Source organism: Citrobacter portucalensis, from assembly GCF_002042885.1.
GTDB lineage: Bacteria > Pseudomonadota > Gammaproteobacteria > Enterobacterales > Enterobacteriaceae > Citrobacter > Citrobacter portucalensis.
The window spans coordinates 24,132-46,431 of sequence record NZ_MVFY01000006.1 but is presented as its reverse complement, the minus strand read 5'-3'; the positions used below and the strand labels follow the sequence as shown (position 1 = coordinate 46,431).

Annotated in this window: 25 protein-coding genes; 19 read left to right on the top strand and 6 right to left on the bottom strand. The window is 52.1% G+C overall.

Annotated features, from left to right (window positions below; translation table 11 throughout):
* The first annotated feature begins 21 nt into the window (after positions 1-21).
* The 4 genes from gltJ to rihA all read left to right on the top strand — a co-directional run bounded on the left by gltJ (position 22) and on the right by rihA (position 3,213).
* Entirely contained in the window at positions 22-762 is a 741-nt protein-coding gene (gene gltJ, locus BZK40_RS10510) for a glutamate/aspartate ABC transporter permease GltJ (protein WP_003831316.1), read from the top strand.
* The gene (gene gltK, locus BZK40_RS10505) at positions 762-1,436 is read left to right on the top strand and encodes a glutamate/aspartate ABC transporter permease GltK (RefSeq protein ID WP_048214691.1); all 675 of its coding nucleotides are present in this window, start codon (positions 762-764) and stop codon (positions 1,434-1,436) included. Before gltJ ends, gltK begins: the two co-directional genes overlap by 1 nt.
* Entirely contained in the window at positions 1,436-2,161 is a 726-nt protein-coding gene (gene gltL, locus BZK40_RS10500; protein WP_003022754.1) for a glutamate/aspartate ABC transporter ATP-binding protein GltL, read from the top strand. The genes gltK and gltL overlap by 1 nt, the downstream gene beginning before the upstream one ends.
* Positions 2,162-2,277: 116 nt before the next feature.
* The gene (rihA, locus tag BZK40_RS10495) at positions 2,278-3,213 is read left to right on the top strand and encodes a pyrimidine-specific ribonucleoside hydrolase RihA (protein WP_079934606.1); all 936 of its coding nucleotides are present in this window, start codon (positions 2,278-2,280) and stop codon (positions 3,211-3,213) included.
* A 96-nt stretch (positions 3,214-3,309) separates the two neighbouring features.
* Here rihA and BZK40_RS10490 read toward each other — a convergent pair whose 3' ends face one another.
* Positions 3,310-3,792 carry a zinc ribbon-containing protein gene (locus BZK40_RS10490; protein WP_003022748.1) on the bottom strand — a complete coding sequence of 161 codons (483 nt, stop codon included), beginning with the start codon at positions 3,790-3,792 and terminating at the stop codon, positions 3,310-3,312.
* 235 nt (positions 3,793-4,027) lie between these two features.
* On the opposite strand from BZK40_RS10490, the gene leuS reads away from it, so the two are divergent.
* The 4 genes from leuS to nadD are packed head-to-tail and all read left to right on the top strand — an operon-like array spanning position 4,028 to position 8,895.
* Positions 4,028-6,610 carry a leucine--tRNA ligase gene (gene leuS, locus BZK40_RS10485; protein WP_095533124.1) on the top strand — a complete coding sequence of 861 codons (2,583 nt, stop codon included), beginning with the start codon at positions 4,028-4,030 and terminating at the stop codon, positions 6,608-6,610.
* A gap of 14 nt (positions 6,611-6,624) precedes the next feature.
* Complete coding sequence (gene lptE, locus BZK40_RS10480) at positions 6,625-7,221, top strand: LPS assembly lipoprotein LptE (protein WP_032942688.1); 597 nt, start codon at positions 6,625-6,627, stop codon at positions 7,219-7,221.
* Positions 7,221-8,252 carry a DNA polymerase III subunit delta gene (holA, locus tag BZK40_RS10475; protein ID WP_032942687.1) on the top strand — a complete coding sequence of 344 codons (1,032 nt, stop codon included), beginning with the start codon at positions 7,221-7,223 and terminating at the stop codon, positions 8,250-8,252. The genes lptE and holA overlap by 1 nt, the downstream gene beginning before the upstream one ends.
* Position 8,253: 1 nt before the next feature.
* Positions 8,254-8,895, top strand: a complete 642-nt coding sequence (gene nadD / locus BZK40_RS10470) for a nicotinate-nucleotide adenylyltransferase (protein WP_095533129.1) — start codon at positions 8,254-8,256, stop codon at positions 8,893-8,895.
* On the opposite strand, the gene cobD is transcribed toward nadD, so the two are convergent.
* The gene (gene cobD / locus BZK40_RS10465) at positions 8,870-9,964 is read right to left on the bottom strand and encodes a threonine-phosphate decarboxylase CobD (RefSeq protein WP_079934673.1); all 1,095 of its coding nucleotides are present in this window, start codon (positions 9,962-9,964) and stop codon (positions 8,870-8,872) included. The genes nadD and cobD overlap by 26 nt on opposite strands.
* Before the next feature lie 96 nt (positions 9,965-10,060).
* On the opposite strand from cobD, the gene BZK40_RS10460 reads away from it, so the two are divergent.
* The 10 genes from BZK40_RS10460 to lipA all read left to right on the top strand — a co-directional run bounded on the left by BZK40_RS10460 (position 10,061) and on the right by lipA (position 19,534).
* Entirely contained in the window at positions 10,061-10,672 is a 612-nt protein-coding gene (locus tag BZK40_RS10460; protein WP_032942684.1) for an adenosylcobalamin/alpha-ribazole phosphatase, read from the top strand.
* A gap of 254 nt (positions 10,673-10,926) precedes the next feature.
* The gene (gene rsfS, locus BZK40_RS10455; RefSeq protein ID WP_003022728.1) at positions 10,927-11,244 is read left to right on the top strand and encodes a ribosome silencing factor; all 318 of its coding nucleotides are present in this window, start codon (positions 10,927-10,929) and stop codon (positions 11,242-11,244) included.
* 3 nt (positions 11,245-11,247) lie between these two features.
* Positions 11,248-11,715 carry a 23S rRNA (pseudouridine(1915)-N(3))-methyltransferase RlmH gene (gene rlmH, locus BZK40_RS10450; protein ID WP_003022725.1) on the top strand — a complete coding sequence of 156 codons (468 nt, stop codon included), beginning with the start codon at positions 11,248-11,250 and terminating at the stop codon, positions 11,713-11,715.
* Positions 11,716-11,745: 30 nt separating this feature from the next.
* On the top strand, positions 11,746-13,647 hold the full coding sequence (gene mrdA, locus BZK40_RS10445) for a peptidoglycan DD-transpeptidase MrdA (RefSeq protein ID WP_003831292.1): 1,902 nt from the start codon (positions 11,746-11,748) through the stop codon (positions 13,645-13,647).
* Between the two features lie 2 nt (positions 13,648-13,649).
* Positions 13,650-14,762: a peptidoglycan glycosyltransferase MrdB gene (mrdB, locus tag BZK40_RS10440; protein ID WP_003022718.1), complete on the top strand. Its 1,113-nt coding sequence runs from the start codon at positions 13,650-13,652 to the stop codon at positions 14,760-14,762.
* Between the two features lie 10 nt (positions 14,763-14,772).
* Entirely contained in the window at positions 14,773-15,882 is a 1,110-nt protein-coding gene (gene rlpA / locus BZK40_RS10435; RefSeq protein ID WP_057067704.1) for an endolytic peptidoglycan transglycosylase RlpA, read from the top strand.
* 142 nt (positions 15,883-16,024) lie between these two features.
* Complete coding sequence (dacA, locus tag BZK40_RS10430; protein WP_003022711.1) at positions 16,025-17,236, top strand: D-alanyl-D-alanine carboxypeptidase DacA; 1,212 nt, start codon at positions 16,025-16,027, stop codon at positions 17,234-17,236.
* Between the two features lie 106 nt (positions 17,237-17,342).
* A complete protein-coding gene (gene ybeD, locus BZK40_RS10425; protein ID WP_003022706.1) occupies positions 17,343-17,606 on the top strand; it encodes a DUF493 family protein YbeD in 264 nt (87 codons plus the stop codon).
* Positions 17,607-17,720: 114 nt separating this feature from the next.
* The gene (gene lipB / locus BZK40_RS10420) at positions 17,721-18,362 is read left to right on the top strand and encodes a lipoyl(octanoyl) transferase LipB (protein ID WP_032942682.1); all 642 of its coding nucleotides are present in this window, start codon (positions 17,721-17,723) and stop codon (positions 18,360-18,362) included.
* A 206-nt stretch (positions 18,363-18,568) separates the two neighbouring features.
* Entirely contained in the window at positions 18,569-19,534 is a 966-nt protein-coding gene (gene lipA / locus BZK40_RS10415) for a lipoyl synthase (protein WP_003022702.1), read from the top strand.
* A 98-nt stretch (positions 19,535-19,632) separates the two neighbouring features.
* On the opposite strand, the gene tatE is transcribed toward lipA, so the two are convergent.
* Both tatE and BZK40_RS10405 read right to left on the bottom strand, forming a co-directional pair.
* Positions 19,633-19,836, bottom strand: a complete 204-nt coding sequence (tatE, locus tag BZK40_RS10410; protein ID WP_003022699.1) for a twin-arginine translocase subunit TatE — start codon at positions 19,834-19,836, stop codon at positions 19,633-19,635.
* A 128-nt stretch (positions 19,837-19,964) separates the two neighbouring features.
* Positions 19,965-20,753, bottom strand: coding sequence for a deaminated glutathione amidase (locus BZK40_RS10405; protein WP_008784083.1), 789 nt, complete (start codon positions 20,751-20,753; stop codon positions 19,965-19,967).
* Positions 20,754-20,843: 90 nt separating this feature from the next.
* On the opposite strand from BZK40_RS10405, the gene crcB reads away from it, so the two are divergent.
* On the top strand, positions 20,844-21,227 hold the full coding sequence (gene crcB / locus BZK40_RS10400; protein ID WP_003831281.1) for a fluoride efflux transporter CrcB: 384 nt from the start codon (positions 20,844-20,846) through the stop codon (positions 21,225-21,227).
* 52 nt (positions 21,228-21,279) lie between these two features.
* Here the strand turns inward: crcB and cspE are convergent, their stop codons facing one another.
* Together cspE and pagP are read right to left on the bottom strand one after the other, a co-directional pair.
* Positions 21,280-21,489, bottom strand: a complete 210-nt coding sequence (gene cspE, locus BZK40_RS10395; RefSeq protein WP_000034825.1) for a transcription antiterminator/RNA stability regulator CspE — start codon at positions 21,487-21,489, stop codon at positions 21,280-21,282.
* A gap of 189 nt (positions 21,490-21,678) precedes the next feature.
* Positions 21,679-22,242 carry a lipid IV(A) palmitoyltransferase PagP gene (gene pagP / locus BZK40_RS10390; RefSeq protein ID WP_079934605.1) on the bottom strand — a complete coding sequence of 188 codons (564 nt, stop codon included), beginning with the start codon at positions 22,240-22,242 and terminating at the stop codon, positions 21,679-21,681.
* Between the last annotated feature and the right edge of the window lie 58 nt (positions 22,243-22,300).

Genomic DNA, 22,300 nt, shown 5'->3' with positions numbered 1-22,300 from the left:
TTTTTTTTCTGGAGTAGATTTATGTCTATAGACTGGAACTGGGGTATTTTTTTACAACAAGCCCCGTTCGGCAACACCACCTATCTCGGCTGGCTCTGGAGTGGTTTCCAGGTCACTGTCGCGTTATCCATCACCGCCTGGATTATCGCTTTCCTCATAGGCTCTTTATTCGGCATCTTACGTACCGTTCCAAATCGTTTCCTTTCTGGGATCGGCACGCTGTACGTTGAGCTGTTTCGTAACGTTCCGCTCATCGTCCAGTTTTTTACCTGGTATCTGGTTATTCCGGAACTGCTGCCGGAAAACATTGGGATGTGGTTCAAGGCTGAGTTGGATCCCAACATCCAGTTCTTCCTCTCATCAATGCTTTGTCTGGGGCTGTTTACCGCCGCGCGCGTCTGCGAACAGGTTCGCGCCGCTATTCAGTCTCTGCCTCGTGGGCAGAAAAACGCCGCACTGGCGATGGGGCTGACGTTACCGCAGGCCTACCGCTATGTTCTGTTGCCAAACGCATACCGCGTGATTGTTCCGCCAATGACCTCAGAGATGATGAACCTGGTGAAGAACTCCGCGATCGCCTCCACCATCGGCCTGGTCGATATGGCGGCACAGGCGGGCAAACTGCTGGATTACTCCGCCCACGCATGGGAATCGTTTACCGCTATCACTCTGGCTTACGTGCTGATTAACGCCGTCATCATGCTGGTGATGAATCTCGTTGAACGTAAAATCCGCCTGCCTGGCAATTTGGGAGGCAAATAATGTACGAATTTGACTGGAGTTCTATCATCCCTTCCCTGCCGTATCTGCTGGACGGGCTGATGATCACGCTGAAAATCACCGTTACGGCGGTAGTCATTGGTATCGTATGGGGAACTATCCTGGCCGTCATGCGTCTGTCCAGCTTCGCGCCGATAGCCTGGTTTGCGAAAGGCTACGTCAACGTATTTCGTTCTATTCCGCTGGTCATGGTGCTGCTGTGGTTCTACCTGATTGTGCCCGGCTTCCTGCAAAACGTACTGGGTCTGTCGCCAAAAACCGATATTCGCCTGATCTCAGCAATGGTCGCGTTTTCGATGTTTGAAGCAGCGTACTATTCCGAGATTATCCGTGCCGGTATCCAGAGTATTTCTCGTGGGCAATCCAGCGCCGCGCTGGCGCTAGGGATGACCCACTGGCAGTCGATGAAGCTCATTATTCTGCCGCAGGCATTCCGCGCGATGGTACCGCTGCTGCTAACCCAGGGCATCGTACTCTTCCAGGATACCTCGCTGGTCTACGTATTAAGTCTGGCAGACTTCTTCCGTACCGCCTCTACCATTGGCGAGCGTGACGGCACACAGGTTGAAATGATCCTGTTTGCTGGCGCCGTTTATTTTGTATTCAGTCTGAGCGCATCGTTGTTGGTCAGCTATTTGAAGAAAAGGACAGTTTAATGATTACCCTGAAAAATGTTTCTAAATGGTATGGTCACTTTCAGGTGCTGACCGACTGCTCCACGGAAGTGAAAAAAGGGGAAGTGGTGGTGGTCTGCGGCCCGTCAGGTTCAGGTAAATCAACGCTTATCAAAACGGTGAACGGGCTGGAGCCGGTACAACAAGGCGTCATCACCGTTGATGGTACCGTGGTGAATGATAAAAAAACCGATCTGGCCAAACTGCGCTCTCGCGTTGGTATGGTGTTCCAGCACTTTGAACTGTTCCCTCACCTGTCGATCATTGAGAACCTGACTCTGGCGCAGGTAAAAGTGCTCAAGCGCGATAAAAAGCCGGCCCGCGACAAAGCGCAAAAGTTACTGGAACGCGTTGGTCTGTCAGCACATGCGGAGAAGTTTCCAGCTCAGCTCTCAGGGGGCCAGCAACAGCGTGTCGCTATCGCCCGGGCGCTGTGCATGGATCCTATCGCCATGCTGTTTGACGAACCAACGTCGGCGCTTGATCCTGAAATGATCAACGAAGTACTGGATGTTATGGTTGAACTGGCCAATGAAGGGATGACCATGATGGTGGTAACCCACGAAATGGGCTTTGCGCGTAAAGTGGCGAACCGGGTGATCTTCATGGATGAAGGGAAAATTGTTGAAGACTCGCCGAAAGAAGAGTTCTTCGCTAATCCGAAATCGGACCGCGCCAAAGACTTCCTCGCGAAAATACTGCACTAATCTTGCTGGCGCGCACCTCCATGTGCGCGCCACCTCACGCTTTATCCCTTCGCCTCTCGAAACACATACAGCCCAGCGTTAACCTTGTCACAAAGTCCCACTTACAAGGAGCATCAATGGCACTTCCTATCCTGTTTGATTGCGATCCGGGTCATGACGACGCTATCGCAATTGTGCTCGCCCTCGCCTCACCAGAACTGGATGTGAAAGCGATAACCTCATCAGCCGGTAACCAGACACCTGACAAAACGCTGCGTAACGTGTTGCGCATGTTAACGTTGCTCAACCGTACGGATATCCCAGTGGCTGGTGGCGCAGTGAAACCACTAATGCGCGATCTGATTATCGCCGATAACGTTCACGGCGAGAGTGGGCTGGATGGCCCGGCGCTGCCGGAACCCGCTTTTGCGCCACAAGACTGTACCGCCGTGGAACTGATGGCGAAAACCCTGCGTGAAAGCCCGGAACCGATGACGATTGTCTCCACCGGGCCGCAAACTAACGTCGCATTGCTCCTGAATAGCCATCCTGAGCTGCACGCCAAAATCGCCCGTATCGTAATTATGGGTGGTGCGATGGGCCTCGGAAACTGGACGCCCGCCGCCGAGTTCAATATTTTCGTGGATCCTGAAGCCGCTGAAATCGTATTCCAGTCTGGCATTCCAGTGGTGATGGCTGGTCTGGACGTCACGCATAAAGCGCAAATACATCGCGAAGATACCGAGCGGTTCCGCGCTATCGGCAATCCCATTTCGACGATCGTGGCTGAACTACTCGACTTCTTCTTTGAGTATCATAAAGATGAAAAATGGGGATTCATCGGCGCGCCACTGCATGATCCATGCACCATTGCCTGGCTGCTGAAACCTGAACTGTTTACCACCGTTGAACGCTGGGTCGGCGTGGAAACTCAGGGTAAATATACCCAGGGAATGACCGTGGTGGATTACTACTTCCTGAGCGGCAATAAGCCAAACGCCACCGTAATGGTAGACGTGGATCGTCAAGGGTTTGTCGATTTGCTGGCAGAACGGCTGAAGTTTTACGCCTAATACACGCCGGATGGCGCTAACGCTTATCCGGCCTACAAAATCGTGCAATTTGTAGGCCGGATAAGACGCTTTGCGTCGCCATCCGGCAATAAGCGATCACGGCTCAAACGGTCGCCGCTGGAACTGATCGTGCCCGCATTTCGGACACAGCGGTAGCACATCCGGGGTGTAAACCGCTAAATGGAAGTGGCACTTCTCGCAGACCAGATTACCTAATCCGACCACCTCACCGCTGTGATAAACCCCGTGATGACTGAGATCCTGGAACACTTCTCGCCATTCGAGCTGCGTTTTATCGGTAATATCGGCCAGTTCCTGCCAGATACTCTCCTTGATAACCCGCATAAAGACGCTGTCTGTCTCCTCATCGAGACTTTCTTCATAGCTCAGAGCAAACTCTTCCAGGTCACGTCTGACGGCCCGGGTGAGCTCTTCCACCTCGGTTCGCGTTAACTCCCCGGTCTGCATAACTCGTTGACGCGCCTGCTCCACCAACGCATCAATATCGCGTTCACCATTACGCAGACGTTCGCTCAGTGAAGCCACCAGTTCACGGTAATATTGAGCAACCTTGTTCATCGCTTCGCCTCCTGGGTCGTTAACTGTCTATAATAATAGACGTTATTTACGCTACGCTTTGCAAGACTGTCCACAGAGTGTGTAAATTCGTGCAAGAATTATCCTTGCGGGAATTCAACGCTGAATGCGCGAAAGGCTGTTTTGGCGCGGGCGTTTGGGCTATGCTATGCGGATCTGAAACACCACATCTAGAGCTACGTTTGTAGCTGTATTGAAAACAGGACCACTGGCTGCCATGCAAGAGCAATACCGCCCGGAAGAGATAGAATCCAAAGTACAGCTTCACTGGGATGAGAAGCGCACATTTGAAGTTACCGAAGACGAGAGCAAAGAGAAGTATTACTGCCTGTCTATGCTTCCCTATCCTTCTGGTCGACTACACATGGGCCACGTACGTAACTACACCATCGGTGACGTGATCGCCCGCTACCAGCGCATGCTGGGCAAAAACGTACTGCAGCCAATTGGCTGGGATGCGTTCGGTCTGCCTGCAGAAGGCGCTGCGGTTAAAAACAATACCGCACCAGCACCGTGGACGTACGACAACATCGCATACATGAAAAACCAGCTCAAAATGCTGGGTTTCGGTTACGACTGGAGCCGTGAGCTGGCGACCTGCACCCCGGAATACTACCGTTGGGAACAGAAATTCTTCACCGAGCTGTACAAAAAAGGCCTGGTGTACAAGAAAACGTCTGCGGTCAACTGGTGCCCGAACGACCAGACCGTACTGGCGAACGAACAGGTTATCGACGGCTGCTGCTGGCGTTGCGATACCAAAGTCGAGCGTAAAGAGATCCCACAGTGGTTCATCAAAATTACCGCTTACGCTGACGAACTGCTGCGTGACCTGGATAACCTGGATCACTGGCCTGACACCGTGAAAACGATGCAGCGCAACTGGATTGGCCGTTCTGAAGGCGTGGAAATCACCTTCGATGTGAACGGTTACGACAACACGCTGACCGTTTACACCACCCGCCCGGACACCTTTATGGGTGCGACCTATCTGGCCGTTGCCGCAGGTCACCCGCTGGCGCAGAAAGCTGCTGCAAATAACCCAGAACTGGCCGCCTTCATTGACGAATGCCGCAATACCAAGGTTGCTGAAGCCGAAATGGCAACCATGGAGAAGAAAGGCGTCGACACGGGCTTTAAAGCCGTTCACCCGCTGACTGGCGAAGAAATCCCCGTTTGGGCAGCAAACTTCGTCCTGATGGAATACGGTACGGGCGCAGTCATGGCCGTTCCGGGCCACGATCAGCGCGATTACGAGTTTGCGACAAAATATGGCCTGACCATCAAACCAGTAATTCTGACCGCTGAAGGCGCAGAGCCGGATCTGTCCGAACAAGCTCTGACCGAAAAAGGCGTGCTGTTTAACTCCGGCGAGTTTGACGGCCTCGACTTCGAAGCTGCCTTCAACGCCATTGCTGACAAGCTGGTAGCCAAAGGCGTGGGTGAGCGTAAAGTGAACTACCGTCTGCGTGACTGGGGTGTTTCCCGTCAGCGTTACTGGGGTGCGCCAATTCCGATGGTGACGTTGGAAGACGGTACCGTTCTGCCGACGCCAGAAGATCAGCTGCCGGTTATTCTGCCGGAAGACGTGGTCATGGACGGCATCACCAGCCCAATCAAAGCCGATCCGGAGTGGGCAAAAACCACCGTTAACGGCATGCCTGCGCTGCGCGAAACCGACACCTTCGATACCTTTATGGAATCCTCCTGGTACTACGCGCGCTACACCTGCCCGCAGTACAACGAAGGGATGCTGGATCCAGAAGCTGCAAACTACTGGCTGCCAGTTGATATCTACATTGGTGGTATTGAACACGCCATCATGCACCTGCTCTACTTCCGCTTCTTCCACAAGCTGATGCGCGATGCGGGCATGGTCAACTCTGACGAACCGGCCAAACAGCTGCTGTGCCAGGGTATGGTGTTGGCTGATGCGTTCTATTACGTTGGTGCAAACGGCGAGCGTAACTGGGTTTCTCCGGTTGATGCCATCGTTGAGCGCGACGAAAAAGGTCGTATCGTCAAAGCTCAGGACGCAGAAGGCCATGAACTGGTCTATACCGGCATGAGCAAAATGTCCAAGTCGAAAAATAACGGTATCGACCCGCAGGTCATGGTTGAACGTTACGGCGCTGACACGGTACGTCTGTTCATGATGTTCGCTTCTCCGGCTGATATGACGCTGGAATGGCAGGAATCCGGCGTTGAAGGGGCGAACCGCTTCCTGAAACGTGTATGGAAGCTGGTTTACGAACATACTTCCAAAGGCGATGTTGCTGCCCTGAACGTTGATGCGTTGAGCGAAGACCAAAAAGCGCTGCGTCGCGACGTACATAAAACCATTGCTAAAGTTACCGATGATATCGGTCGTCGTCAGACCTTTAACACCGCAATTGCGGCGATTATGGAGCTGATGAACAAGCTGGCGAAAGCACCGCAGGAAGACGAACAAGACAGAGCCCTGATGCAGGAAGCGTTACTGGCCGTCGTTCGCATGCTGAATCCGTTCACCCCACACGTTTGCTTCACGATGTGGGAAGCACTGAAAGGCGAAGGCGATATCGACAACGCACCGTGGCCGGTGGCGGACGAAGCCGCAATGGTTGAAGACTCGACGCTGGTTGTTGTTCAGGTGAACGGTAAGGTCCGTGGCAAAATTACCGTTCCGGTAAATGCGACAGAAGAACAGGTTCGTGAACGTGCTGGCCAGGAGCACCTGGTGGCAAAATATCTTGATGGCGTTACCGTACGTAAAGTGATTTATGTACCAGGTAAACTCCTCAATCTGGTCGTTGGCTAAGCGCGGGAGGAAGCGTGCGACTTCTGACAACATTGTTGTTATCTCTGGCGGTGCTTGTCACCGCCGGGTGTGGCTGGCATCTGCGTAATACTACGCAGGTTCCACCCTCAATGAAAACCATGATCCTGAACTCTGGTGATCCGAACGGCCCATTAAGCCGCGCGGTTCGTAATCAGCTGCGCCTGAACGGCGTTACGCTGCTTGAAGACGGTACAATGCGTAAAGATGTGACGTCCTTACGTCTTGGCGCAGTCAGCATTTCGCAGGATACGGCGTCGGTATTCCAGAACGGTCAAACGGCTGAATACCAGATGGTGATGTCCGTAAGTGCTACTGTGCTGATTCCAGGTCATGATATTTATCCAATCAGCGCCAAAGTTTATCGTTCGTTCTTTGACAACCCACAGGCTGCACTGGCGAAGGATAACGAGCAAGAGATGATCATCAAAGAGATGTATGACAAAGCGGCTGAACAGTTAATTCGTAAGCTGCCAAGCGTACATCTGGCCGATACTCTGTCATCCAATGCTGATGATGCTAAGCCAGCGGCGACAAAAGCCGCAGAGCCTGCGTCATCTCCGGCGCGTGTTTCCACCACGCTGGGTAACTGATGCTCAAGTTGTACCCTGAACAACTCCGCGCACAGCTCAATGAAGGGCTGCGCGCGGCGTATTTGCTCTTAGGTAACGATCCTCTCTTGTTGCAGGAAAGCCAGGACGCTATCCGTCAGGCTGCCGCCACACAAGGGTTCGAAGAACACCACGCTTTCACCCTGGACAATAGCACCGACTGGGGAGAGATTTTTTCACTCTGCCAGGCAATGAGCCTGTTTGCCAGCCGTCAAACCCTACTTTTGCAGTTGCCTGAAAATGGCCCCAATGCCGCCATTAACGAACAGCTCGCTTCACTCGTCACACTGCTACATGACGACCTGCTGCTGATCGTTCGCGGCAACAAACTGACTAAAGCGCAGGAAAACGCCGCATGGTATACCGGACTTGCCAATAATGCGGTACAGGTAAGCTGCCAGACGCCGGAGCAAGCACAGCTTCCTCGTTGGGTCGCCGCCAGAGCGAAGCTTAACAATCTACAACTGGATGACGCAGCCAATCAGCTGTTGTGCTATTGCTATGAAGGTAATCTGTTAGCGCTGGCGCAAGCGCTGGAACGGCTAGCATTGCTTTGGCCTGATGGCAAACTAACGCTGCCTCGCGTGGAGAAAGCCGTTAACGATGCCGCGCACTTTACCCCGTTCCATTGGGTGGATGCGCTGCTGATGGGCAAAAGCAAACGCGCGCTGCACATTCTGCAACAGTTACGCCTGGAAGGCAGTGAGCCAGTTATTTTGTTGCGTACGATACAGCGCGAATTACTGCTGTTGGTCAACTTAAAACGGCAGTCAGCCCATACGCCTTTGCGCACGTTGTTTGATAAACACCGGGTGTGGCAAAATCGCCGGGGTATGATGGGAGACGCGCTAAACCGGCTGAATCCTGCGCAGTTGCGTCAGGCTGTAACGCTGTTAACGCGTACTGAAATTACGCTTAAACAAGACTATGGTCAGTCAGTGTGGGCGGAACTTGAGGGGCTTTCCCTGTTGCTCTGCCATAAATCGCTGGCCGATGTTTTTATTGATGGTTGATATGAAATCATTGCAGGCTCTGTTCGGTGGCACCTTTGATCCGGTGCATTATGGTCATCTTAAACCGGTTGAAATTCTGGCGAATCTGATTGGCCTTTCCCGGGTCATTATCATGCCCAATAACGTGCCGCCGCATCGTGCGCAACCCGAAGCGTCCGGCGAACAACGTCAACACATGGTTGAACTGGCCATTGCCGATAAGCCGCTGTTCTCCCTTGATGAACGCGAACTGAAACGCGATACCGCCTCCTACACCGCGCAAACGCTCAAAGAGTGGCGCGAGGAGCAAGGACCGGACGTGCCATTAGCGTTTATTATTGGCCAGGACTCACTGCTTACCTTTCCGTCCTGGCATGACTACGACACGATTCTGGGTAACACCCACCTCATTGTCTGCCGACGTCCGGGCTATCCGCTCGAAATGGCGCAGGAAAAGCACCAGCAGTGGCTGGAGGATCATCTGACCCATTCGCCAGATGACCTGCACAACTTGCCTTGCGGGAAAATTTATCTGGCTGAAACGCCGTGGTTTAACATCTCCGCCACGCTCATCCGTGAGCGTCTGGAAAAAGGCGAGCCGTGCGACGACCTGATGCCAGCTGCAGTGCTTGACTATATCAATCAGCAGGGGTTGTACCGCTAAGCACCTTGCGTAGAGCCGCTAACAGGCGGTTATTCTCTTCCTGGCTGCGAACGGCTACCCGATAATAGCGCGCATCCAGCCCCGGATAATTAGCACAACTGCGAATCAAAACATGTTGTTCCAGCATTGCGCGTTGCAGATCAAAATCCGCCCGCTCGCAGCGCAATAAGCGATAATTTGCCCTGCCAGGATACACCGTCAGGCCGGGCAGTTCTTTCAACTGCCGATCAAACCTCGCGCCCTCTTGCTCCAGCCACTTCCATGTTGCCTGCTGATATGCGCTGTCGTGTAAAATAATCTCGCCTGCCAGTGCAGCAAATGCGTTAATTGACCACGGCATTTGTCGACGGCGCATCTGTGCAACAGCCTGTTCATTACTGTTGACCAGATACCCTAACCGCAGCCCCGGTATCGCATAGAACTTGGTTAGCGAGCGCAGCACCCAAATATGCGGGTTATCCCGAAGCAGCGGAATAAACCCCTGCTCCCCGGCAATAAAATCGATAAACGCTTCATCAAGGATCAGATTGATCCCAAGCAACTCACAACGCTCGGCTATTTCGCGCAGCAGGCGGTTATCGGGCAGCAAGCCAGTGGGATTGTTGGGCGTACAGAGAAACAGGCAGTCCAGCTCTGAGGTTAACGCATCGAGGATTGCATCGGTAAGCTGCCAGCCATCGTCTTCGTGCAGCGCAAACTCATGGATCGTACAGTCTCCCCATTGCAGCGCCCGACGATATTCAGCAAACCCGGGCGTCACGATCATCGCATGGCGTGGTTTAAGTCCTTGCACCAAAGTGAAAATCGACTCAGTCTCGCCGTTTCCGGCAAGTATCCATGAGGCAGGAATCTGATGATGCTCCGCCAGCGCCGCATGCAATTTAGCGTAATCAACATCCGGGTAACGCTCCGCGCAGTCCAGGTTGTCGACGATCGCGCGTTTTAAACTTGCCGGCATACCCAGCGGATTAATATTCGCGCTAAAATCCAACAATTGTTCAGGCGAGATGCCCAACAGTTCGGCGGCTTCTCGGGTATTGCCACCATGCGCGCTCTTCAATAAAGACATCGTGCCGCTCCACGCAAAAAAAGGTATTTTAGTGAAAAATCTCTGCGCAATCAGGGCAAACATCATGTTTTGTGCGAATAACCTCAAGAGGAAAAAATGAGACTCTGGTTAGTACGTCATGGAGAAACTGAAGCCAATGTTGCTGGTTTATACAGCGGCCACGCCCCCACACCGCTAACGGAACGGGGTATCGCTCAGGCGCAAACACTGGGTACGCTGTTACGCCATGTGCCTGTCGACAACGTTCTGTGCAGCGAGTTGGAACGTGCCCGCCATACAACGCAGTTGATCTTAGGCGATCGTGAGGTCCCTGTGCGCAACATGCCTGAGCTCAATGAGATGTTTTTTGGTGACTGGGAAATGCGCCATCATCGCGATCTGGCGCGAGAAGACGCCGAAAACTACGCCGTGTGGTGTAACGACTGGCAGAATGCGACGCCAACCAATGGTGAAGGCTTTCAGGCGTTTTCCCAGCGTGTGGAACGCTTTATTGCTCAGCTCGCTGATTACAAAACGTGCCAAAACCTGCTGGTGGTGAGCCATCAGGGTGTTCTGAGCGTGTTGATCGCCCGTCTGCTGTCCATGCCGGCTGCAGCAATGTGGCATTTTCGCGTCGAACAAGGTTGCTGGAGCGCAATTGATTTTTGCGACAATTTTGCGGTTCTGAAAGTGCTCAACAGCCGGGCTGTATGGCACGACGGGGAGTGAAAGCCCTGTTTTTTCTGCCGAAGGGCTTCTCTCCCATTGACACCCCATGACAGGCTGTTATTCTCCGCAACCTGACTTTTCCCGCCCTTCAGAGCTTTGCAGAAATTGTTTTACAAAAATGGCGATGCATTCTGCGGCGTGGGGTGGGATGATAGCGCACTTCAAAAGCGCTTTCGGAGACATTTGTCCCGATATCGCCTCTGGTTCAGGTATACTAACAGACGTTTTTAACTCTTTTCACCCAGGGGGAACACTTGCAGGGTAAAGCACTTCAGGATTTTGTAATCGACAAAATTGATGACCTGAAAGGTCAAGACATCATCGCCTTAGACGTTCAGGGCAAATCCAGCATCACTGATTGCATGATTATCTGCACCGGCACGTCCAGCCGTCATGTAATGTCTATCGCAGACCACGTTGTTCAGGAGTCCCGCACTGCTGGTCTGCTGCCGCTCGGCGTAGAAGGCGAGAACGTTGCAGACTGGATCGTCGTTGACCTCGGTGATGTGATTGTCCACGTGATGCAGGAAGAAAGCCGTCGCCTGTATGAACTGGAAAAACTCTGGAGTTAATGCGTGAAGCTGCAACTTGTCGCTGTGGGTACGAAAATGCCTGACTGGGTGCAAACCGGGTTTACGGAGTATCTCCGTCGGTTTCCGAAAGATATGCCCTTTGAGCTGATCGAAATCCCGGCAGGAAAACGCGGCAAGAACGCGGATATTAAACGCATTCTCGACAAAGAGGGTGAGCAGATGCTGGCTGCCGCAGGCAAAAACCGCATCGTCACCCTTGATATCCCTGGTAAACCCTGGGACACGCCGCAGCTGGCGACTGAACTGGAACGCTGGAAACTGGACGGTCGTGACGTCAGTCTGTTGATTGGCGGGCCGGAAGGTCTCTCTCCTGCCTGTAAAGCGGCAGCGGAACAAAGCTGGTCACTCTCTGCGTTAACCCTTCCTCACCCTCTTGTTCGGGTTCTGGTCGCGGAGAGTCTGTACAGGGCGTGGAGCATCACCACCAACCATCCTTATCACCGTGAGTGATCATTGATTCTTGAGTAGATTAAGCAGCGGATGAAACTACAGAATTCTTTTCGCGACTATTCGGCTGAGTCCGCGCTGTTTGTGCGCCGGGCGCTGGTCGCTTTTTTGGGGATTTTGCTGCTCACCGGCGTGCTGATCGCCAACCTTTATAATCTGCAAATCGTTCGCTTTACTGATTATCAGACCCGCTCGAACGAAAACCGCATCAAACTGGTGCCTATCGCCCCCAGTCGCGGCATCATTTATGACCGTAACGGAATTCCGCTCGCCCTTAACCGCACCATTTATCAGATAGAAATGATGCCGGAAAAGGTCGACAACGTTCAGGATACCCTCGACGCGCTGCGTAACGTCGTAGACCTGACGGACGACGACATTGCCGCCTTTAAAAAAGAGCGCGCCCGTTCACACCGCTTCACCTCCATTCCGGTAAAAACTAACCTCAGTGAAGTGCAGGTGGCCCGATTCGCCGTTAATCAATATCGCTTTCCCGGCGTCGAAGTTAAAGGCTATAAACGCCGCTATTACCCCTACGGCTCTGCGCTGACCCACGTCATTGGCTACGTATCGAAGATCAACGATAAAGACGTGGACCGCCTGGACAAAGACGGCAAGCTGGCCAACTACGCGGCGACGCACGACATCGGTAAATTGGGTATTGAACGCTATTATGAAGACGTACTTCACGGCCAGACGGGTTATGAAGAAGTTGAAGTGAACAACCGTGGCCGCGTCATTCGCCAACTGAAAGAAGTGGCGCCGCAGGCCGGGCACGATATCTATCTCACCCTTGACCTGAAACTCCAGCAGTACATCGAAACGCTGCTGGCGGGCAGTCGTGCCGCGGTGGTAGTCACCGACCCGCGTACCGGTGGCGTTCTCGCACTGGTGTCCATGCCGAGCTACGACCCGAACCTGTTTGTCGATGGTATCTCGAGTAAAGATTACTCCGGGTTGCTCAATGACCCGAATACCCCATTGGTTAACCGCGCGACTCAGGGTGTCTACCCTCCTGCTTCGACGGTTAAACCTTACGTCGCGGTTTCTGCATTAAGTGCAGGCGTCATCACCCGCAATACTGGTCTGTTCGATCCGGGTTGGTGGCAATTACCGGGCTCTGAAAAACGTTACCGCGACTGGAAAAAATGGGGGCACGGCCATCTGAACATCACCCGTTCTCTGGAAGAGTCGGCGGATACGTTTTTCTATCAAATCGCCTATGATATGGGGATAGACCGCCTTTCAGAGTGGATGAGCAAGTTTGGCTACGGTCAATATACGGGTATCGATCTTGCCGAAGAGCGCGCCGGAAACATGCCAACCCGCGAGTGGAAGCAAAAACGGTTTAAAAAGCCATGGTACCAGGGTGATACCATTCCGGTCGGCATCGGTCAGGGTTACTGGACAGCAACCCCTATCCAGATGAGTAAAGCGCTGATGATCCTTATCAACGACGGTTTGGTAAAAGTTCCGCATCTGCTGATGAGTACGGCAGAAAACGGCAAGCAAGTGCCGTGGATTCAGCCACACGAACCACCCGTTGGTGACATTCATTCCGGTTATTGGGAAATCGCAAAAGACGGCATGTACGGTGTAGCCAACCGTCCTAACGGTACTGCACACAAATATTTCGCTGGCGCACCTTACAAAATTGCGGCGAAATCCGGTACTGCACAGGTCTTTGGCCTGAAAGCCAATGAAACCTATAACGCACATAAGATCGCCGAGCGCTTACGTGACCACAAGCTGATGACGGCCTTCGCACCCTATGATAAGCCCCAGGTTGCTGTCGCCATAATCCTTGAAAACGGTGGCGCGGGCCCGGCTGTGGGTACCATTATGCGCCAGATCCTTGACCACATTATGTTGGGCGACAATAACACCAATCTGCCTGCAGAAAACCCCGCGGTTGCTGCAGCGGAGGACCAATAATCGTGACGGATAATCCGAACAAAAAAACATTCTGGGACAAAATCCACATCGATCCCACGATGTTGCTTATTTTGCTGGCGCTGCTGGTTTACAGCTCGCTGGTCATCTGGAGCGCCAGCGGCCAGGATATTGGCATGATGGAGCGCAAGGTCGGTCAGATCGCGATGGGCCTGGTCATCATGGTGGTGATGGCGCAAATCCCGCCCCGAGTTTATGAAGGCTGGGCTCCCTATCTCTACATCTTTTGCATCATTTTGTTGGTGGCAGTAGATGCCTTCGGCGCTATCTCCAAAGGCGCGCAGCGCTGGCTGGATTTGGGGATTGTGCGTTTTCAGCCTTCCGAAATCGCCAAGATTGCCGTGCCGCTGATGGTCGCGCGCTTCATCAACCGTGATGTTTGCCCGCCATCGCTAAAAAATACCGCCATTGCGTTGGTGCTGATATTTATGCCCACCCTGCTGGTGGCCGCCCAGCCAGACCTCGGGACTTCAATTCTGGTCGCCCTTTCCGGCCTGTTTGTTCTGTTCCTTTCTGGTTTGAGCTGGCGTTTAATCGGTGTTGCGGTGGTCCTGGTTGCGGCGTTTATCCCAATACTGTGGTTCTTCCTGATGCATGATTATCAACGTCAGCGCGTCATGATGTTACTCGATCCGGAAACCGATCCGCTGGGTGCGGGTTATCACATCATTCAGTCTAAAATTGCTATTGGCTCCGGCGGTCTACGTGGTAAGGGCTGGCTACACGGTACGCAGTCACAGCTTGAGTTTTTACCCGAACGTCATACAGATTTTATCTTCGCGGTATTAGCGGAAGAACTGGGTCTGGTAGGGATCTTAATTCTGCTGGCGCTGTACATTTTGCTGATTATGCGCGGATTATGGATCGCTGCCCACGCGCAAACCACCTTTGGTCGCGTCATGGCGGGTGGTTTAATGTTGATATTATTCGTTTATGTCTTCGTAAATATTGGTATGGTGAGCGGTATTCTGCCCGTGGTTGGCGTTCCTCTCCCACTGGTTAGTTACGGAGGCTCGGCACTTATCGTGCTGATGGCTGGGTTCGGGATTGTTATGTCGATCCATACCCATAGAAAAATGTTGTCGAAAAGCGTGTAAGGGGTACGCAATGCGTAAGCAGTGGCTTGGTATCTGCATCGCAGCAGGAATGCTCGCGGCGTGTTCGAGTGATGATGGTCAGCAACAGGGTGCTGTCGCGCCGCAGCCTGCGGTGTGTAATGGTCCGATTGTTGAAATCAGCGGGGCCGATCCGCGCTTTGAACCCCTGAACCCAACGGCGAATCAGGACTATCAGCGTGATGGTAAGAGCTACAAAATCGTCCAGGACCCTTCCCGCTTTAGCCAGGCAGGGCTTGCCGCTATCTATGATGCGGAACCCGGAAGCAACTTAACCGCGTCTGGTGAAGCGTTCGACCCGATGCAGTTAACCGCAGCGCATCCGACGCTGCCAGTCCCAAGCTATGCCAGAATAACTAACCTGGCAAATGGCAGGATGATTGTCGTGCGCATTAACGATCGCGGCCCTTATGGCAACGATCGCGTGATTTCACTTTCACGTGCAGCAGCCGACCGTCTGAATACCTCCAACAATACCAAAGTACGTATCGACCCGATCATCGTCGCCCAGGATGGTTCATTGTCCGGGCCGGGAATGGCTTGTACCACGGTAGCGAAACAAACCTATGCCCTGCCCGCGCGTCCTGATTTAAGCGGCGGTGGTAGTATGGGCAGCATGCCTGCGCCATCGGATGTGGGTCAGCCGCAAGGCGATATTCGTCCGATCAGCAATTCCACGTTGAAAAGCGATGATACAACCGGTGCGCCAGTGAACAGCAGTGGATTCCTCGGTGCGCCGACCACACTCGCTGCAGGCGTGCTGGAAGGTAGCGAGCCGACTCCGGCTCCGCAACCGACCACCACCGCACCGGTAACGCCAACCGCGCCAGCAGCAACACCAGCCGCCGTCGCTGCACCTGCGCCAGCGGCAGTAGCCAACGGACGCTACGTGGTTCAGGTTGGCGCAGTCAGCGAGCAGTCGCGTGCGCAGCAGTATCAAAAACGTTTAAGCCAGCAATTTGGCGTCCCAGGTCGGGTGGTACAAAACGGCGCAGTCTGGCGTATCCAGATGGGGCCGTTCGCCAGCAAAGCTGAAGCCTCCACATTGCAGCAGCGTCTTCAAGCCGAAGCGCAATTACAGTCCTTCATCACCGGCGTGTAATAACGTAAATCAGGTATCTGAACTGTCAGTTTCTGTAAATGACATTAACAAAGTCACGCGGAAAGTCAGATGCCTGCCCGTTTTGCATTTGCTATAGTAGGGCACTTTTTTTAATTTCATCACGGACGTCGTAGTTCAGACCATGAAGACCACTTTTTCCGCTCGTTTCGTGCAGCGTATGGCGCTCACCGCGGCTCTCTGCGCAGCTTCTCTCTCTGCTGCCCATGCCGATGACCTGAATATTAAAACCATGATCCCGGGTGTTCCGCAGATCGATGCGGAGTCATATATCCTGATTGATTACAATTCAGGCAAAGTTCTGGCAGAACAGAACGCTGACACTCGCCGCGACCCCGCCAGTCTGACCAAAATGATGACCAGCTACGTCATCGGCCAGGCGATGAAAGCCGGGAAATTCAAAGAAACCGATCTGGTCACCGTCGGCAATGACGCATGGGCTACAGGTAACCCGGTCTTTAAAGGTTCATCGTTGATGTTCCTGAAGCCAGGAATGCAGGTTCCTGTTTCTCAGCTTATCCGTGGTATCAACCTGCAATCCGGGAATGACGCGTGCGTGGCAATGGCGGACTTCGCAGCCGGTAGCCAGGATGCTTTCGTCGGTCTGATGAACAGCTATGTGAACGCGCTGGGCCTGAAAAACACCCACTTCCAGACCGTTCATGGTCTCGATGCTGACGGTCAATACAGCTCGGCTCGCGACATGGCGATGATTGGTCAGGCGCTGATTCGCGACGTGCCTAACGAATACTCTATCTATAAAGAAAAAGAGTTCACCTTTAACGGCATCCGTCAGTTAAACCGTAACGGCCTGCTGTGGGATAACAGCCTGAATGTCGACGGTATCAAAACCGGTCATACCGACAAGGCTGGCTATAACCTCGTTGCATCCGCAACCGAAGGCCAGATGCGTCTGATCTCCGCCGTCATGGGTGGCCGCACCTATAAAGGTCGCGAAACCGAAAGTAAAAAACTGCTGACCTGGGGCTTCCGTTTCTTTGAAACCGTGAACCCACTGAAAGTCGGTAAAGAGTTTGCTTCTGAGCCCGCCTGGTTTGGTAACACCGATCGTGCATCGTTAGGCGTAGATAAAGATGTCTACCTGACTATTCCGCGCGGCCGCATGAAAGATCTGAAAGCAAGCTATGTGCTGAACACCACGGAACTGCACGCACCGCTGCAGAAAAACCAGGTTGTCGGCACCATCAACTTCCAGCTGGATGGCAAAACCATTGAGCAGCGCCCGCTGGTAGTCCTGCAGGAAATCCCTGAAGGCAACTTCTTTGGGAAAATCATTGATTACATTAAATTAATGTTCCATCACTGGTTTGGCTAAAAATCGAACACTTGAAAGTGTGATTTACGTCCCCATATACTAGGTATCCAGATAACTCCCACACGCTGTGGGAGTTATTATTTATTGATGTAACGCCGGAGCTGACATGAAAACCAAACTTAACGAACTGCTTGAATTCCCTACTCCATTTACTTACAAAGTAATGGGGCAGGCGTTGCCTGAGCTGGTTGATCAGGTGGTTGAAGTGGTACAGCGCCATGCGCCAGGTGATTACTCTCCGACGGTAAAACCGAGCAGCAAAGGCAACTACCACTCGGTCTCAATCACTATTACTGCTACACACATTGAGCAGGTTGAAACGCTGTACGAAGAATTAGGCAATATCGATATCGTTCGCATGGTGCTGTAAAAACCTGTTGGTTACCCGCTGCATCCCCGCTCGGGTAACCCCTCCCTCCTGTGATATACTTTTTCCCCTCTTTTATATTCTCTACTCTATGTGAGTATCTACGGAGATGCCGTTTTGTATCAGGATAAAATTCTTGTCCGCCAGCTCGGTCTTCAACCTTACGAGCCAGTTTCTCTGGCCATGCACGAATTCACCGATACCCGCGATGAAAACAGTTATGACGAAATCTGGCTGGTAGAGCATTATCCTGTTTTTACCCAGGGTCAGGCAGGTAAAGCAGAGCACGTACTGATGCCAGGAGATATTCCGGTGATCCAGAGCGATCGTGGCGGTCAGGTGACTTATCACGGGCCGGGCCAGCAGGTCATGTATGTGCTGTTGAACCTGAAGCGTCGTAAACTTGGCGTTCGCGAACTGGTTACGCTGCTGGAGCAAACCGTTGTGAATACCCTTGCGGAAATCGGTATTGACGCCCACCCGCGAGCCGATGCGCCTGGCGTATACGTTGGAGAGAAGAAAATCTGCTCTTTGGGGTTACGTATTCGTAAAGGTTGTTCATTTCACGGCTTAGCGCTCAATGTGGATATGGACTTGTCTCCTTTCCTGCGTATCAATCCTTGTGGTTATGCCGGAATGGAAATGGCGAAGGTATCGCAGTGGGATAGCACCGCCACGACCGAGAGCGTTCGCCCCCGGCTGCTGGCCAACATTCTGGCGCTGTTGGGTAACCCACCGCACGAGTACATTGCGGACTGAAAATACGCGCATACTTTGCCACGGCATATGTTGTGGCAAATGGCACAAAACAACAACTATTTTACATTTTGCCAGCCTGTCAGGCTGCTTTCTGGCCCGTTTCAATGATATACTGCGTATCACTAATTCAAAAATAGTTGATAAATGCAACATTCCCTTGAATTGAAACGCTTTCCTTCGTAATTCGCAACTGGAACACGCAAGCTATGAGTAAACCCATTGTGATGGAACGCGGTGTTAAATACCGCGATGCCGATAAGATGGCTCTTATCCCGGTAAAAAATGTGGCAACAGAGCGTGAAGCCCTGCTGCGTAAACCGGAATGGATGAAAATAAAACTGCCAGCGGACTCCACTCGCATCCAGGGCATCAAAGCGGCAATGCGCAAAAATGGCCTGCACTCTGTCTGCGAAGAAGCTTCCTGCCCTAACCTGGCTGAATGTTTCAATCACGGAACTGCAACCTTTATGATCCTCGGCGCAATCTGTACCCGCCGTTGCCCATTCTGTGACGTTGCCCATGGCCGTCCGGTTGCTCCTGATGCTAACGAGCCGTTAAAACTTGCTCAGACGATTGCTGACATGGCGCTGCGCTATGTCGTCATTACCTCCGTTGACCGCGACGATCTGCGTGACGGCGGCGCTCAGCACTTTGCTGACTGCATCACCGCTATTCGTGAGAAAAGCCCGTCGATTAAAATCGAAACGCTGGTGCCTGACTTCCGTGGTCGTATGGATCGTGCGCTGGATATCCTCACGGCCACCCCGCCGGATGTGTTTAACCACAACCTCGAAAACGTACCACGTATTTATCGCAATGTACGCCCCGGGGCTGACTACAACTGGTCACTGAAGCTTCTGGAACGTTTCAAGGAAGCGCACCCGGAGATTCCGACTAAATCAGGTCTGATGGTCGGTCTGGGCGAAACCAATGCGGAAATCATTGAGGTCATGCGTGACCTGCGCAGTCATGGTGTAACCATGTTGACGCTGGGGCAGTATTTACAGCCAAGCCGCCATCACCTGCCGGTTCAACGCTATGTGAGCCCGGATGAGTTCGATGAGATGAAAGCCGAAGCTATGGCAATGGGCTTTACCCATGCAGCCTGCGGTCCATTCGTTCGCTCTTCTTACCATGCTGACATGCAGGCCAAAGGGCTGGAAGTGAAGTAATCGTGTAATACTCACTTACATATCAGCAATAAAAAAACCGGCAAATTGCCGGTTTTTTTTCATGCAGAGTATGCAGTATGAGCATCATGCTCCTGACATTACTCTTTATGAGAAAGCTTCTCAGCCTGAACGCTACCATCAGCATCTTTCTTAGCATCGGCATTATCGTCGTTCATTGCTTTCTTGAAGCCCTTGATTGCCGTTCCCAGGTCTCCACCCAGTGTACGTAACTTCTTGGTACCAAACAGCAGAACAACCAGTGCGGCAACCACCAGCAGTTTGGTAATACTAATCTCACCCATAGATACCTTCTTGACTTAAACCAGGCTGCATAAAGCGCCATATTAACCTGAGAATATTAACGGCCTTTCGACGCGCGCACACAATAGCAATCTGTAACAAGGTGAATCAAGCCTTGTTTAAAAAAACGTCATAATAATTGCGGTGGCGCAAAGCGTCGGTTACTTAACACCGGGAGTTGTGCCCTAACCTGCCTCACCCGCTCGGCGGAAACCTCGGCCATAATTAGCGCGGGCGTTTCTGCCGCAGCAGCAATGGTCACACCAAAGGGGTCGATGACCCTGCTTTGGCCGATATTCTTGTTACCGCACTCTCCCGCCGCAATCAAGTAACACGTCGCATCTAACGCTCTTGCCGCCAAAAGCGTAGCCCAGTGATGCTCTTTAAGCGATCCCCGAACCCAGGCTGCGGGTAAGACAAGAATTTCCGCTCCCTGCAATGCGTGCGCCAGCGCCAACTCAGGAAAGCGCAGATCATAACAGGTCATTAACCCTACTTTTAACCCGTCTACGTCCAGCAGCGGCGCTATGGCGTCCCCTGCATCCACATTTCGTGACTCCTGAATCGAAAAGGCATCATAGAGATGTAATTTAGCGTAATGGGCCACGACCTGACCTGCCCGTAGCGCCACCAGCATGTTAAACGCCCGGCCTGGCACAGAAGGAACATGAATCGTCAGGATTGTCGTCATCTCGTTTTGCGCGCTTTCTCGCAGCAAGCGCGTCAAAAATCCGCCCTCCAGCAGTTGAGCTGATTTCACTGACAGGTCTGGGTCCAGATCGTCACGGGCCAGAAGCGCCTCCGGTAATACCAACAGCGACGCCCCCTCTCCTGCAGCCTGTGACATCAAAAAGACGCAGGTTTCTGCATTTTTTTCCCATGAAGGTCCCACGGCAAATTGCCCTGCTGCAACGAACATATTCCCTCCAGAAAACGTTGTTAGGCTCGCCAACCACGATTATTCAGCGTTACACTCATCCTATATACAATCAAATAGCAGGATTATGCAGTGTTACAACTCCTTTTAGCGGTTTTTATCGGTGGTGGTACAGGTAGTGTAGCAAGATGGATGTTGAGCATGAGGTTTAACCCGCTACATCAGGCCATCCCATTCGGCACGCTGGCTGCAAACTTACTTGGCGCATTTATCATTGGTATGGGTCTGGCATGGTTTAATCGCATGACAAACATTGATCCAATGTGGAAGGTACTGATTACCACTGGCTTTTGCGGGGGACTGACAACGTTTTCCACTTTCTCAGCTGAGGTGGTGTTTTTGCTACAGGAAGGACGCTTTGGTTGGGCTATGGTGAATGTACTGGTTAATCTGTTGGGATCATTTGCGATGACCGCCCTGGCATTCTGGCTGGTTTCGGCCTCTCCCGCGCACTGAAGCGAAAAAAAACCCGCAATTAAGCGGGTTTTGAATGCTTGCTGTCGTATGCTTACAGAGCGATTACGTTTGCAGCAGAAGGGCCTTTGGCACCGTTAGTGATTTCGAACTCTACACGCTGACCTTCAGCCAGAGTTTTAAAACCATTGGTCTGGATTGCAGAGAAGTGTACGAACACGTCTTTGCTGCCATCTTCCGGAGTAATGAAACCGAATCCTTTGGACTCATTAAACCACTTAACGTTACCTTTAATCTTAGACATCAAAATTACCTTTACATGAAAAATAGACACAAATGCTGTGTCGGGTATCAGTACAACAATTGTGGTGGACTTTGTCCAGTCGAACTTTATCAAAAAGTGATAAATGTCGCGTTATTTTTCAGTTAAAGTTAATATCGCACTGTTTTTAAAAGGCTTTTTAATAATCCACCTGACAATACAGGTAGTCCATCAAAACTGGAAACGCATCCATGCAAAGTAGACGTTACCGTTGTTGTACGTTCCCGGAATGTAGGTCATCTGGAACGTTGCCGGACCATACCCTATCGATGCCAGCGGTAACAGCACGGGAACCGGAATGTAGTTCCAGTTATCGCGCGCAGTAAAACCGGTGGTAAAGCCAAGTCCGGTATGGAAATTTTCATCTGCCAGCGGTCGCCAGGTTTTTTCCCAGCCATAACCACCAATAGGTTCCCATTTATTGTAGGAATCCTTAAAGGCCATTATATAAAGCCCGTGCCAGTTACCTTTATCATCCCAACGGGATTGACCAAAGCCCGCCCCCCATGGGCGTTCATTGTAGCGATCCGTTTTTTCTTTATCATAAGCAAAACGAGCATGCCAGGTAATAGCCGGCACGTACAGATCATAATGTTCTGGCTGCTGCCAGGTTTCACTGACATTGTCTTTAAAAGTAGCGAACCAACCTTTATCTTCAGCAGCGCCCTGGGGAATGAAAGCTAACTGAATAAAAAGAAATGAAAAAATGAGAAAATATCGTTTAGCGACAATCACAACTTAATTACCATCCTGGGATTTATTATTAATTGTAGCAAACCCAACCTTAATGTTA

Excerpts from the sequence above, each read along its gene's own strand:
- holA (WP_032942687.1), top strand. The coding sequence starts at position 7,221 with ATGCTCAAGTTGTACCCTGAACAACTCCGCGCACAGCTCAATGAAGGG.
- lipA (WP_003022702.1), top strand. The coding sequence starts at position 18,569 with ATGAGTAAACCCATTGTGATGGAACGCGGTGTTAAATACCGCGATGCC.
- ybeD (WP_003022706.1), top strand. The coding sequence starts at position 17,343 with ATGAAAACCAAACTTAACGAACTGCTTGAATTCCCTACTCCATTTACT.
- dacA (WP_003022711.1), top strand. The coding sequence starts at position 16,025 with ATGAAGACCACTTTTTCCGCTCGTTTCGTGCAGCGTATGGCGCTCACC.
- gltL (WP_003022754.1), top strand. The coding sequence starts at position 1,436 with ATGATTACCCTGAAAAATGTTTCTAAATGGTATGGTCACTTTCAGGTG.
- BZK40_RS10490 (WP_003022748.1), bottom strand. The coding sequence starts at position 3,792 with ATGAACAAGGTTGCTCAATATTACCGTGAACTGGTGGCTTCACTGAGC.
- gltK (WP_048214691.1), top strand. The coding sequence starts at position 762 with ATGTACGAATTTGACTGGAGTTCTATCATCCCTTCCCTGCCGTATCTG.
- mrdA (WP_003831292.1), top strand. The coding sequence starts at position 11,746 with ATGAAACTACAGAATTCTTTTCGCGACTATTCGGCTGAGTCCGCGCTG.
- leuS (WP_095533124.1), top strand. The coding sequence starts at position 4,028 with ATGCAAGAGCAATACCGCCCGGAAGAGATAGAATCCAAAGTACAGCTT.
- BZK40_RS10460 (WP_032942684.1), top strand. The coding sequence starts at position 10,061 with ATGAGACTCTGGTTAGTACGTCATGGAGAAACTGAAGCCAATGTTGCT.
- rihA (WP_079934606.1), top strand. The coding sequence starts at position 2,278 with ATGGCACTTCCTATCCTGTTTGATTGCGATCCGGGTCATGACGACGCT.
- gltJ (WP_003831316.1), top strand. The coding sequence starts at position 22 with ATGTCTATAGACTGGAACTGGGGTATTTTTTTACAACAAGCCCCGTTC.
- nadD (WP_095533129.1), top strand. The coding sequence starts at position 8,254 with ATGAAATCATTGCAGGCTCTGTTCGGTGGCACCTTTGATCCGGTGCAT.
- BZK40_RS10405 (WP_008784083.1), bottom strand. The coding sequence starts at position 20,753 with ATGTTCGTTGCAGCAGGGCAATTTGCCGTGGGACCTTCATGGGAAAAA.
- rlpA (WP_057067704.1), top strand. The coding sequence starts at position 14,773 with ATGCGTAAGCAGTGGCTTGGTATCTGCATCGCAGCAGGAATGCTCGCG.
- cspE (WP_000034825.1), bottom strand. The coding sequence starts at position 21,489 with ATGTCTAAGATTAAAGGTAACGTTAAGTGGTTTAATGAGTCCAAAGGA.
- tatE (WP_003022699.1), bottom strand. The coding sequence starts at position 19,836 with ATGGGTGAGATTAGTATTACCAAACTGCTGGTGGTTGCCGCACTGGTT.
- cobD (WP_079934673.1), bottom strand. The coding sequence starts at position 9,964 with ATGTCTTTATTGAAGAGCGCGCATGGTGGCAATACCCGAGAAGCCGCC.